The organism is Enterobacter sp. FUJ80071, assembly GCF_038739915.1.
GTDB lineage: Bacteria > Pseudomonadota > Gammaproteobacteria > Enterobacterales > Enterobacteriaceae > Enterobacter > Enterobacter kobei.
Window position 1 is genome coordinate 3,342,640 of sequence record NZ_JBBXKH010000001.1, and the last position, 12,546, is coordinate 3,355,185.

Sequence of the window (12,546 nt, forward strand, 5' to 3'; positions counted from 1 at the left end):
GAGCTGTCTATGCCGACCATAACCAAGGAAGAAGAGCTAATCATCCGTCAGATGCTCTCAGAAAAACCTTCTAAATCAGAGCTTAAAGTCATAAAAGCATGCATATCGGAAGTAAAAAAAAGGAAGGGAATTTACAGCGATGTAGTTAAATGCGGAGCAGATCTACACTCCTCCACAGCTAAAATAGCAGAAATTACCGGGATGAGTATGCCTATGTCTGGGGTCTTATCTAGGGTACTTTGGAATCTTGCGAGGAATAAGATTGAGAGAGTGAGGCTGTTAGGGGTGGGCATAACTCATGGCGTATGGGTATATGAGAGTTATTTGTGTAAGCATCAAAGCCACTCGCGGCTGAATGGAAAACCCTTTCCACTTATGAAAGGAGCCAGAATCAGCCTATTTAAAAGGATACATGCAGGTCAGCTAGTTGGTTGCGGGTGCATGGTTAAGCCTCAGCTACCGCTCTAGTTATATCCAAATAGAATATAGACGTAGATAATATCAGCAGCAGGAGGATATGCTATGAATTTAACTGCGATTTGTATTACCATTTGTGACCCAATAAAGGGAGAATAGATTCAAAATGATAAGGTCAGTCCAGTATCTTCGCGGAATTGCCGCTCTTATGGTTCTGTTGCACCATGTTTATAGAACTATGCTGATTAACAGAGGTTACTTACCTGATTGGTTACACAATGCTGTTGACCTGCTCCCCGTTGATTAGTACACCCCGATGTTAGTAATGTCTTCATAAGCCACATGAGGACATCCCCATGAAGAAGCGTTTTTCCGACGAACAGATCATCAGTATTCTCCGCGAAGCCGAAGCTGGGGTACCCGCCCGTGAACTCTGCCGCAAGCATGCCATTTCCGATGCCACGTTTTACACCTGGCGTAAGAAGTATGGCGGTATGGAGGTGCCTGAAGTTAAGCGCCTGAAGTCGCTTGAGGAAGAGAACGCCAGACTCAAGAAGCTGCTTGCCGAAGCCATGCTGGATAAAGAGGCGCTTCAGGTGGCTCTGGGGCGAAAGTACTGACGACAGACCAGAAGCGGGAAGCCGTGATGTTGATGTGTGATGCGACCGGTCTGTCGCAACGTCGTGCCTGCAGGCTTACAGGTTTATCCCTGTCGACTTGCCGCTATGAGGCTCACCGTCCGGCTGCTGATGCGCATTTATCAGGGCGCATCACTGAGCTGGCACTGGAGCGCAGGCGTTTTGGCTACCGTCGTATTTGGCAGTTGCTGCGCCGTGAAGGGCTTCATGTTAATCATAAGCGCGTGTACCGGCTTTATCACCTCAGTGGCCTGGGCGTAAAACGCAGAAGACGTCGTAAAGGGCTGGCAACAGAACGTCTGCCGCTGCTCCGTCCGGCGGCGCCCAATCTGACCTGGTCGATGGATTTCGTCATGGACGCACTTTCCACCGGTCGCAGGATCAAGTGTCTTACCTGCGTCGATGATTTCACAAAGGAATGCCTGACGGTCACTGTTGCCTTTGGGATTTCAGGCGTTCAGGTCACGCGTATTCTGGACAGCATTGCACTGTTTCGAGGCTATCCGGCGACGATAAGAACTGACCAGGGGCCGGAGTTCACTTGCCGTGCACTGGATCAATGGGCCTTTGAGCATGGTGTTGAGTTGCGCTTAATCCAGCCGGGCAAGCCAACGCAGAACGGATTTATTGAGAGCTTTAACGGACGATTTCGCGATGAATGTTTGAATGAGCACTGGTTCAGCGATATCGTTCATGCCAGGAAAATTATTAATGACTGGCGGCAGGATTATAACGAATGCCGCCCGCACTCCACGCTGAATTATCAGACACCGTCTGAATTTGCAGCGGGCTGGAGAAAGGGTCATTCTGAGAATGAAGATTCCGACGTTACTAACTGAGTGTTGTATCTAATCGTGGGGGCAGGTCACTGTCTCTACTAGTTTCTCGGGTGGGGTGGATATTTTCTTCGTTATCAGTGGTTTTGTTATCTATCTTTCTATGATTGAAAGACCTAAGAGTGTCAGCCAGTTCATAGTGGACCGACTTTCGAGGATAGTTCCTGCGTACTGGTTTTACTCGTGCATCTTTGCTGTAATTTTAATTTATTACCCTTGGACTCACCCATCAAGCGCATTCGAATTGGTTCATTTCATTAAGTCTTTGCTATTCATACCAGCACAAAACCCAGCTAACTCATATATGTATCCGACTCTTATTGTTGGATGGACTCTGAACTTCGAAATGATGTTTTATGCTGTTTTTGCACTGTCTATTATTGCTGGTTATCGCTATTTACACATCAGCATAATAGCCATGTTGCTTACTGTTTATCTTTCTGCTCCTCACTTTAAAATATCAGAGTTTTACGCCACTGCTAGAATATTAGAGTTTGGTTTAGGAGTGGTATTGGCTAGACTATACTTGACTCACAGAAATGCATTCAGGATTAAATCAAGCATAAGCGTATTGATAATTCTTCTATCATTCAACATTCTTCTTTTTGTTGATGGTGATGTATTTTTGACAAATGGGGTTCCATCATTATTTATTTTGTACTCCGCCCTATGCTTGGACGGAAAGTTAAAAGACTCGGAGTTCCTTGATTTGATGGGGAATTCATCCTATACACTATACCTGTCTCATAAGATATTTATATGTATTGGCGTGGTTATTTGTAAGTCATTTGGATACGGATTCGAGGTCATGGCTATACCCGTCATCATATTCTCTTTGCTTTTTTCATTTGTTAGCTACAAATGGATTGAATTAACTCCATCCAGAGTGATAAGACGGCTTGCAAAGGCGTAATGCAATATGCGGGTGTCGCCACCCGCTTTAATTTATGCGAATGCTACCGTACCCCAGTCAGTTCCGTTAACATTCCCACTCCCAGTGGTAATTCTGTAGAATCCTAAGAACTTATTGGTTGTTGATGGGTTCGCGTAATATACGAAATCTCCTTGCTTCCATGTTCCGTTACCGGGAACGCCATTTGCCATGGTTAAGAATGGCATTTTCCCTTCCTTGATAAGATACTGACCTGCTGCGCCAGTTATAACATCGAATGTTGGCCAGTCAGTAAATATTGATGAGTGCAGTATATTGTCCCCATAAAAGTTTATTGGAAAACTTCCTGCCGTATATTGAATTGCGCGTAACACGTTTGCAGTTTTTGGGATCCTAATTTTGAATCTGTTACTCTGCTGCTCAAGCCCTCCCTTGCTATTCAGATCCCTAAACCAAAGTCCTATGAAGTTTGCTGTGCCACCTGTTACCCAATTATCAAAATCAAGCTCAAAGTCACACCTGTAAGAGCCTCCTGAAATCATGCCTGCGTTTGATATAGCCCTAGCGGTAAGGTTGACTTTACAATCGTAATTTGGTGATTGCGTTCCAAAAATACCGCCAATAGCGCACCCAATTGTCCTAACTGTAATGCTACTGTTTGTGCACCCTTCCATGCCGAAACCGTCAGATGTCCCTGTGCACTCGGCAACCATACTTGATTGCTCAGTTCCGTACATTCTTACTTTCTGTCCGCCTCTTACAATCGCCTTCAAAACATGGCAATTCTGTATTTTTTTTGGGTTTGCGGTCCAGTCTGTAACAAGATACACACCTCCAGCGCCGACAGATGTTGCACTGGTGACTACAAAATCCCTGACAAGACATCCCGGCAAGTTATTTGGTTCAATATCAAGTCCGCCGGGTTGTAAAACCCCACCTACTATTCCGCCAATGTTTTCTGAAATTAATGAGCCAATAGTCCCTCTATTGCAGGACACTATACTAATTAAATTTCTTCCACCAATGACCGAGTTTTTCCCCTCGACAACTCCGAAATTAATATTGGTAGCATTTTGAGATGAACCGCTAGTTTGGTCCTCTGATATGACATAACAACCATCACCCATAATTTCATCTGCTTTAAAGTAAGGGATGTTGATGTTTGTTGCACCGTAGATTGCTACATTGAAGATGTGTTGGCGATCGTACTGAAGCGCCCTGTTACCGTCACCACGGTAATATAGAGTGAGGTCATTCACTGTTTTAGTTATAACTAGACCAATGAAACCGCCATATCCAGGCGTGTTCGTGCCTGTGGTGTCTGGCTTAAGAAGGTGTTTACCCTTGAAGTAGATAGTTGTCCCTTCCCATCCAGTTCCAGACAGAACCACTCCCGCAAATTGATACGTGCCGGAATCGAAGACAATGAACTTGCCTTTGTTCGCGTTCAGGAAAGTTGAAACCTGAGTGGACACGTCTGATCCATCGTTGGGAATACCGGCGTCAGCAGTGGCGAAGATGAGGTTCCCCTGTAGAGATGCCTTTGTCACCAGCCCTGCGACTTGGGAGTCAACATAAGTTTTTGATGCCTTCAGGTCCAGTTCAGATTGAACATTCCCACCAGATGACACGCCAATTAATGCGGCAGATGTGGCTTGTGCAAGTTTAGAAAGCGATGGTCTTTTATTCAGCTCTGCCTGTACCGTGGATGGGGATGAACTCTCATCAAGCGCCCCTACCATCCCGGCCCCTGATGACTGACCCAACTGAGACAGAACGTCATCAGTCAACTGCACCCAGTTTGAAAGGCTAGATGCTGGAGCAGCTGCAAGGCAGAATGAATAGCCGAGATCCGTCCTTTTGGCGATGTCACCAACCTGCGCATCAAGGGCTAACATCTCAGCCTGGCTGCTAACAACAAAAGGCTCTGTTAGCGCAATTGCCGGGATTTGAGATACTGGAATTTTCCCGTTTTCATCAAGCGTAGCGAAGTCGGAAATAGGCTTTGCGTAAAGGCTTCCATCATCGACAAATGTTACGACTGTATTCTGTCTTGAGAAGCTATCAGGAAGCTCAGAAATGAGCTCTCCCTCTGGAACCCTTACGCATTGACCGATAGCTGCACTAGCTGCATTACCTGCTTCTGCCGCTGATGCGGCAGCCTGAGTTGCTGATTCGCTGGCAGATATTGCCAGATTGTTGACCACGGATTCAGCAGAAACTGCAACAAGTGCAGAAGAGGCAGCAGCCGCTGCAGACGCAGCTGCTTGCTCGGCGTAGTCAGGAGCATTCGCTAATTTGTCCGCATACAGCTTAGCCTGAGCAGCAGCTACCTCGGCCACAGACGCATATCGCTGAGCCTTGTTGGTATCAGAAATTGACATTTTTAGACCTTAATATTTTATGCAATATAAAGTTGATACGTTCCGTGGGCGGTTCTCTGCTCCAAATTGTGAAACAGTGAATGTGGATGAAGATCTATAAGTCCTTAAGGTCGTTCCAGAAGTTGGGTTTTGGTTGTAGTCGGTGGTGCCGGATGGGAAATATTGCATTGCAGATGTGTTATCAGAAAATACAGCCGTCATTTCACCGTCATTTCCATTTACACCAACGGTCGGCAGGAAGTGATAATGGTCTAATGCTTGCTGCGCCTGGCTTGACCCTATTGCTCTAGACGGGTCCACTCCGCGACCATTGTCCAAACCGCGAAGGAATTCACCACGATAGTCAGGAAGCTTGAAAGTTGTCGTCCCGTTACCAGGCCCATACGTTGTGCCGATTCGGGAAAAAAGCCTTGCAAACGTTACCCTGCTTACCTCAGAACCATCAGCAATCAGCCAGCCTGTAGGCGCAGAGTTCATAGCAAATCCAACTACGGCACCAACCATGTCATTATTTTGGTTATAGGTTTCGTCGCTGATATTCACGCCATCACAAAAAAGTCGAGAAACAAGGCCGGGGATTACAACAATCCCTGAGCCTGTTGCTGTTTTGCATGTGATAGTGAAATTCCCGGTGCAATTGTTATGCACCACCCATGATTTAATCCATGCAGGAAAAATCAGGTTTACGTTGGCTGTAAGTGCTCCAGAAATAATGATTCTGTCCTTTGCAGCCTGCAGCGATGACATCACTACGCTTCCTGATGTCATGGTGATTTGGGTTACGCCATAGTTATTAATTGGCACCCAACCTGTATTAGCACCGGTAGGGGATTCTGGTGATGTCCCATTGGCTTCGTTCAGGTTTAGCCACTGGCCTGTGTAAACTGAGCTTGGAACAATAGCGCCTTTCGGGTACCCACTAACTACATCCGAGAAATCCTGGCTGAATGGGTATGTCATACCGGCGTTTTGCCATTGCTGCTGAAGCGTGGTGGAGTACAGCACGCCGTTCATATCCTTACCTGATGGTGGGATGCCTCCAGCGCTTAATGGCTGCATAGTGACGGGAGGAAAACCTTTATCAAATGTCGCTACACCGTTGTTATCTGTTGTCGTGCTGGAATCTACGGGGATGGTGTTTTTTAGGCCATTTAGACCGAATGCCTTCACAATTCTTGATGGGGTATCAGAAGAGTTCATGTCATACCTGCTGAACGATATTTACTGTTACCCCTATTGGGGCAGGAAGCGCACCTGAGCTTTGAACAATGGCTAACTCAGCCGTTGAAAGAGGGAACTCAAACACGTAACTCATGACCATCTCACCGTCATTTCTGACGTAGCACTTACCGCTGCTGCCAAACATGAACATCAGCAATTTATTGAGGTTTGGGATAGTGCAGTCAGAGATGTTTGCCGCTGCTTTCATCATGATCAGCTTGCGGTAAATGTCGTTTGTGAGCGTTACGGTTGAGGTTAAAAGCTCGCCTGAATAGAAAGGTGCCTGGTTAAATGGCTGCGGGTCATCAACGAGAACGGGATCGGAAGATGCCTCGTTGAAGCCGAAGTAAATCTTGTTCTCTGTTACCGTCAGCTGCCTGCCGACAACCACGATCTTCCCCCACACATCCAGCCCGTAGGTATCTGCCGTCTCGATATTCCATATAATGTCATAGAAATCATTGAGAAAGCCCTCAATACCTACGGCTTCATTGAACGAGTAAATCAGGGATTTAAGTTTCGGGCTGTCGGCATATTGCGTCAGGATGGTATCCGCGACGTTTATCATGCCAGTGTCACCGAGATGTTGGTTGCATCGAGCGTAGGTAGCCATCATCGGTGGTTCCCCGGTTCATCACGCTCTCATCAAGCAGTGCACACAGGGTATACACCATATGGTCACAGCTGATGTCGCTGTAACCTGCCTCCGTGAGCGCCGCTTTTGCCTCCTGCACCAGACGGCAGGCCCGACGATAGAGACCTTCCCCGTCACGAACCTCCTGTCCGCCCCGCAGCTGGCTGGCCATCAGCCAGCCGGGGTAGAAAATACGCTCAATTTGACTTATTTCTGATGTATTCATGTGCGCAGCACCGCAAAGAGTTCAAGTTTCACATCCCCCAGTGAGCGCGGGGTATAGAAGGTGCAGCTTCCCTCTTCCAGCATCGCCCGCGCTGCCTCACTACTCAGATCCAGCGAGAAATACTGGTTCTCAAGGCGTAACGGGATAGCGGCTGGCACATGGGTCAGCGGCCTGATAACCATCCCGCTCAGAGCCACATTCACCACATCCGACACATCTTCAAAGCTGCCCGCTTTACACAGCTGCGGGAATTTCGTCTGAAGCTCATGGTTCGGCATGGAGGAACGTACGGAGAGGTAGAAATCCGCCCCTTCGCGCAGGCGCGCATCGTGCAGGGCACCTTTCCAGATCTGATCCTGATGCTCCAGGTGGATACTCACCACCCGTGACGGCAGGCTCGCTTCCAGCAGCTTATCGAGCAGTGCCAGCAGCGGCGGGAATACCCGCTCCGGTTCATCATGCTGATAAGCAGGAATATCCCCCGCGTCGTGTTCCAGAGAGAAGGTCAGCAGGCTGCCGGCCAGACGGGTCAGTTCGCGGTACAACAGTTCCGGGTGACGCTCAGGCGTCTGAAGCAGTTCCGTCAGCACCGGCTCAGCGCTGTTCAGGGCATTGAGCAGCCAGAACAGGGAGACATCCGCGACCGCAAAGTCGGCCATCCGCTCATTGCTTTCCCGGCGCATGGCCATCAGGCGACGGCGACGGGCCTGCAGACGGACCAGCAGATCACCCAGTTCGGTGGCAAGCCACGGACTGGCAGCAGCAGACAGCATTGGCGGGATAAAGGACGGGTCCCGGCTCCACTGCCCCTGTGCATTACGTATCAGACGGGCCACCGGACAGGTCAGGTATGCTGCGTTTTCCTGGCTGGAGAGGCGCAGGGTCAGCGCATGACGCAGGATCGCGAGTTCCCCGCTTTCGTGACCGGCCAGCTCCTGCACCACCACACGCTCAGCTTTCCAGCGACGCGGGCGCTCACTGTCCTGTCCGTTATCGAGGTTGCCACCACTGGCGCTCAGCAGCGGCAATGCGGCAACCACCTCAACAGCCTCAGAGCCGTTTGCAGCAGACAAGTCACAGACCGGCGGAATATTATCTGCCAGATCCGTATCAACAATCGTGCCATCCTGGAAACGTACGACCAGACGGATGGCATTCAGGCGCGAGAGCGCCAGTGCAGCATCGTCAAATTCTGCCACAACCACACCCCAGGGATGAGAAAACCCCATCCGGGCGACCATGTCGGCAACGTGTTCACTCCAGCGGGCCTGCTGCTGGAATTGTTGCGGGGCCAGAGCGGCCCCATCCTCCCAAAGTGGGCGGTAAATTTTCATCCCTGATTACCCCTCGCCTTACGATTTCGCCTTCGGCATCTGGGAAACCAGTGACAGGTTGACGTCCATGCCTTCGACCTGGAAGTGAGGGATCGCGTACAGCTTCACGCGGAAGAAGCCCGGGTTGTCTTCAATATCTTCAACAACCACTTTCGCATCACGCAGCGGGTGAGACGCCTGCAGTTCATCGCCCGGATCGGTCATTTCAGTGACCAGACTGCGAACCCAGGTATTCAGCTCCAGTTCAAGCAGACGGCGATCCTTCGTGGTACCGATGTTTTCGCGCTGAATCAGCTTCAGGTAATGGGCGATACGCGACAGCAGGAAGATATACGGCAGACGCGCGTTGATGCGGCTGTTAGCCGTTGCATCTGCGGTGTCATACAGCGCCGGTTTCTGGCTTGAGTTAGCCGAGAAGAAGCAGGCATAGTCGCGGTTTTTGTAGTAGGACAAAGGAATGAAGCCCAGATTCGCAAACTCAAATTCGCGGGTTTCGGGGATCATGACCTCGCTCGGGATTTTTACCTGATTGCCGGTACCGAGATCGTAAAGATGGATAGGCAGGTCCTGAACCGCACCACCGGCCTGCGGACCACGAATCTGTACGCACCAGCCATTATTGATAAAGCTACGCACCATGTTGGACGCAAAGGCAAACGAGGCATTCGTCCACAGGTATTTGTCGTGATCCGGACCTTTGACCTCTTCGACATAATTGAAGCTGCGAACGGGAACGGTATCTGGCCCGTACGGTAAACGTCCCAGTACGCGCGGCATGACCAGGCCGATATAGCGAGCGTCGTCGGTATCGCGGAACGATTTCCACTTGATGTACTCTGCGCGGTCAAAATAATTACCAATATCTTTAATCGCAGCGACGTCTTCCATGGACTCCTTGAGGAAGAATTTCGGACCTGCCGAGCCGATAAACGGCATGTGCGCAGCAGCGGAGACTTTAGAGATGTTGCGCAGCAGCGCGACATCCTGCGCTGAAGCATCGAACTCGTATGCGGAAATCAGTGCCGCAATTGGCTCGCCGCCTGGGGTGTCATATTCATCAATATAGGTGTGTTTATACAGACCACTCTGGATGATTTCCGGGCTGTCTTCGAAGTCCTGACGCAAGTCTTCTTTAGACATACTCAGCAACTCAATTTTCACGTTCTGGCGAAAATCTGTTTTATCAATCAGCGACTTCACTCCGCGCCACAGACCTTCAACTGCCTGAAACTCCTCATGGTGCATTACCGCGTCCAGCTGACGGCTGATCTGGTAATCGAGTTCAGCAATGTGGTGATCAATCAGGCTTTTATCCAGTTTTTCGACTTTCGCACCGGCTTTGGTCAGACATTCCAGGAAAACCTGCATACCTGCCGTCAGACGTTCGTCAGCGGTCGCATCCGACATCGCCTGCGCGTCCTGCCAGATATCCAGGGCGCTCAATTCAGAGACGGGACTTAAGTTGATTTTCTCAAACAGGGAGGCGTAAACCCCACCCGCAGCAGGACGTTCCAGCACCATGCTTTCACCGCCAGCAATATTATTTTGTACAGACATGAGCATTCCTTGATTAATCCGTTAAAACATCGTGATGGTTAAGCTTTTTTGGGTGCCAGTGCGGATAATTCATTGCGCAATTCAGCGCTAAGCGACTGGTCAAGAACGATTTTTTCCAGCTCTTTTCGGAAAGTCTGGTTATCCAACAGGTTGGCCTTAAGATCGCGGAGTAAGTTGCGCATCGCCAGCATCGCCTTCAGCTGTGGTATCTGGGCAGCCACCTGCTCTGGCGTGAAATCTTTCATGCTCTGGAAAGTCAGCTCAATATTGTCCTCACCACCATCATCTGACAGTGTGTTTTTGACGCTCAGATTAACTTTTGGGGAATATTCGGAAAGAACACTGTCGAAATTATTTTTGGTGATATTAACTTTTTCACGCTCAGATATTTGCGCAGCATCCTGACCATTACTGAAATCACCGGCAACAAGCAGTTTTAAGGGTAATTCCATTTTCTTGCTTGCTCCGCCAGTATGCAGGTCAAGCTTCAGGTTAATACGTGCCTTAGGCACTTCATTCTGAAAACTGTCAGACATTTGATCATCCCTCTTTGTTTTGCGATGCAAACTTCACGGTATCGTTCTTGATGCGCAATATTAGAACAATGATCGACCGCAAATCAAATACACAGATCATTTATCCGCAATTAGAAAATTCTTAAGAATTTTCCTCTAAGATATTATTGCAACTTATCAGACCAACCCAGAAAAAGAAGCTACTCTTTTTCTGTAAAACAAATATTTGTATCGTAAAAGGGATTGCAGCCAGTCAGATGCTAAAAAAACAATATTGTTTTGATTTGCATCACAGCACTATATCAAAAACACAGGAGAGAACTGCTTTAGACTCGATAAAAAGAAAGGTGAATAAATTATGGACTCAGGCACTTCATTCATTGGATGAATAATAAATAAGAACTTTCACAAAGAAAATTCTTATTTGTTAAACGAAGAGGTACAAAAAAAATTTGAATACGGAATCTGCCACAAAAAAATAGCGCTTTTAATCCTTCCTCTCTTGAAGAGGCTTCCTGCCCGACTCAGGTGGAAGGTGTTCTCATGACTGACTGCCTATAAAAACTGTAAAATCAACCACCTCCTTGACTGCCGCTTTTTTAATCAAAAACGAGTAATAGCACATAACGTATAACGGTGCTACATTACGCCGCCCACCCAAATCAGCAGTGGTCAGGCAACGCCGTAAAGTTCGGTAAAGCCTGAAACCATCACCTTGAAGAACGGTCTTAATGGCACGTCGTATCGCACACGCTGCGCTACCTTTACAGGCTTCACATAGGTTTTACTATCTTGTCTCAATCCAAATTTGAACGTGCGTTTTTACACCCGCGTTACTGGTTTACATGGTTTGGTCTTGGCGTACTCTGGCTGCTGGTGCAACTTCCCTACCCTGTGCTGCGTTTGCTGGGGTCGAAACTGGGCAGCGCCTCTCGCTATTTCCTGAAACGTCGCGAAGCCATCGCGCGCAAAAACATCGAGCTTTGCTTTCCTCAGTACAATGCTGAAGAGCGCGAAAAATTGATCTCTGAAAACTTTAAATCTATCGGTATGGCGCTGCTCGAAACCGGTATGGCCTGGTTCTGGTCGGATGAACGCGTCCGCAAGTGGTTTGATGTCGAAGGGCTGGACAACCTTAAACGCGCGCAGTTGCAAAAGCGCGGTGTGATGGTTGTGGGCGTTCACTTTATGTCGCTGGAGTTGGGTGGCCGGGTGATGGGTCTTTGCCAGCCAATGATGGCGACCTACAGACCGCACAATAGTCCAGTAATGGAGTGGGTACAGACGCGCGGCCGCATGCGTTCCAATAAAGCGATGATCAGCCGTAATAATCTGCGTGGAATGGTCGGTGCCCTGAAGAAAGGTGAAGCCGTCTGGTTTGCCCCCGACCAGGATTATGGACGTAAAGGCAGCAGCTTTGCCCCCTTCTTTGCCGTTAAAGACGTGGCGACAACCAACGGTACCTTTGTGATTTCGCGGTTGTCAGGCGCCGCCATGCTGACCGTGACGATGGTGAGAAAAGCGGATAAATCAGGCTATCGTCTGCACATCTCTCCTGAAATGGCTAACTATCCTGAAAACGAATGCGAAGCCGCAGCGTTTATCAACAAGGTCATCGAAACTGAAATCATGCGCGCGCCAGAGCAATATCTCTGGATGCATCGCCGTTTCAAAACGCGCCCACTTGGCGAAGCCTCGCTCTATATTTAAGTCCCGCGTGACGGTTAGTTTCGATAAGAAACTAACCTTTTCAATCACCTGTAATAACCCCGTGTAACGGTTTTTCGTCACGTCGCTCAAAGTGAATTTATTGCCTTGCGAAATCAAACTGTCGCCGTTCCACGACACCCGTAAGTATCGGAAATTATTTAAAAAAATCTCTCTTGTCACCC

General features: G+C 48.7%; 9 protein-coding genes and 1 pseudogene. 3 read left to right on the top strand and 7 right to left on the bottom strand.

Going from position 1 to position 12,546, the window contains the following annotated elements; translation table 11 throughout:
* Nucleotides 1–9 precede the first annotated feature (9 nt).
* The gene (locus AAER43_RS16225; RefSeq protein WP_057057705.1) at nt 10–468 is read left to right on the top strand and encodes a hypothetical protein; all 459 of its coding nucleotides are present in this window, start codon (nt 10–12) and stop codon (nt 466–468) included.
* 305 nt (nt 469–773) lie between these two features.
* A protein-coding gene (locus tag AAER43_RS16230; RefSeq protein ID WP_087451024.1) for an IS3-like element ISSen4 family transposase occupies nt 774–1,894 on the top strand; the annotation gives its coding sequence in 2 pieces (ribosomal slippage) (nt 774–1,032 and nt 1,032–1,894; 1,122 coding nt in all).
* A gap of 942 nt (nt 1,895–2,836) precedes the next feature.
* On the opposite strand, the gene AAER43_RS16235 is transcribed toward AAER43_RS16230, so the two are convergent.
* From AAER43_RS16235 to tssB, 7 genes and pseudogenes are all read right to left on the bottom strand, one after another.
* Complete coding sequence (locus tag AAER43_RS16235) at nt 2,837–5,167, bottom strand: hypothetical protein (protein ID WP_057057703.1); 2,331 nt, start codon at nt 5,165–5,167, stop codon at nt 2,837–2,839.
* A gap of 9 nt (nt 5,168–5,176) precedes the next feature.
* Nucleotides 5,177–6,367 carry a phage tail protein gene (locus AAER43_RS16240; RefSeq protein WP_057057702.1) on the bottom strand — a complete coding sequence of 397 codons (1,191 nt, stop codon included), beginning with the start codon at nt 6,365–6,367 and terminating at the stop codon, nt 5,177–5,179.
* Nucleotide 6,368: 1 nt separating this feature from the next.
* Nucleotides 6,369–6,956: a DUF2612 domain-containing protein gene (locus AAER43_RS16245; RefSeq protein WP_057057701.1), complete on the bottom strand. Its 588-nt coding sequence runs from the start codon at nt 6,954–6,956 to the stop codon at nt 6,369–6,371.
* Between the two features lie 34 nt (nt 6,957–6,990).
* Nucleotides 6,991–7,248: pseudogene (locus tag AAER43_RS16250) on the bottom strand (DotU family type IV/VI secretion system protein); the annotation flags it as partial.
* On the bottom strand, nt 7,245–8,582 hold the full coding sequence (gene tssK / locus AAER43_RS16255) for a type VI secretion system baseplate subunit TssK (protein ID WP_050861908.1): 1,338 nt from the start codon (nt 8,580–8,582) through the stop codon (nt 7,245–7,247). The gene tssK and the pseudogene AAER43_RS16250, both read right to left, overlap by 4 nt.
* A gap of 18 nt (nt 8,583–8,600) precedes the next feature.
* The gene (gene tssC / locus AAER43_RS16260; protein ID WP_014884713.1) at nt 8,601–10,145 is read right to left on the bottom strand and encodes a type VI secretion system contractile sheath large subunit; all 1,545 of its coding nucleotides are present in this window, start codon (nt 10,143–10,145) and stop codon (nt 8,601–8,603) included.
* 32 nt (nt 10,146–10,177) lie between these two features.
* Nucleotides 10,178–10,675, bottom strand: coding sequence for a type VI secretion system contractile sheath small subunit (gene tssB, locus AAER43_RS16265; protein ID WP_050861906.1), 498 nt, complete (start codon nt 10,673–10,675; stop codon nt 10,178–10,180).
* A 768-nt stretch (nt 10,676–11,443) separates the two neighbouring features.
* On the opposite strand from tssB, the gene lpxP reads away from it, so the two are divergent.
* The gene (lpxP, locus tag AAER43_RS16270; protein ID WP_086527720.1) at nt 11,444–12,364 is read left to right on the top strand and encodes a kdo(2)-lipid IV(A) palmitoleoyltransferase; all 921 of its coding nucleotides are present in this window, start codon (nt 11,444–11,446) and stop codon (nt 12,362–12,364) included.
* The last annotated feature ends 182 nt before the right edge of the window (nt 12,365–12,546 follow it).

Coding starts and splice junctions, on each gene's coding strand:
- AAER43_RS16225 (WP_057057705.1), top strand. CDS start 10: ATGCCGACCATAACCAAGGAAGAAGAGCTAATCATCCGTCAGATGCTC.
- AAER43_RS16235 (WP_057057703.1), bottom strand. CDS start 5,167: ATGTCAATTTCTGATACCAACAAGGCTCAGCGATATGCGTCTGTGGCC.
- AAER43_RS16240 (WP_057057702.1), bottom strand. CDS start 6,367: ATGAACTCTTCTGATACCCCATCAAGAATTGTGAAGGCATTCGGTCTA.
- AAER43_RS16245 (WP_057057701.1), bottom strand. CDS start 6,956: ATGATAAACGTCGCGGATACCATCCTGACGCAATATGCCGACAGCCCG.
- tssK (WP_050861908.1), bottom strand. CDS start 8,582: ATGAAAATTTACCGCCCACTTTGGGAGGATGGGGCCGCTCTGGCCCCG.
- tssC (WP_014884713.1), bottom strand. CDS start 10,145: ATGCTCATGTCTGTACAAAATAATATTGCTGGCGGTGAAAGCATGGTG.
- tssB (WP_050861906.1), bottom strand. CDS start 10,675: ATGTCTGACAGTTTTCAGAATGAAGTGCCTAAGGCACGTATTAACCTG.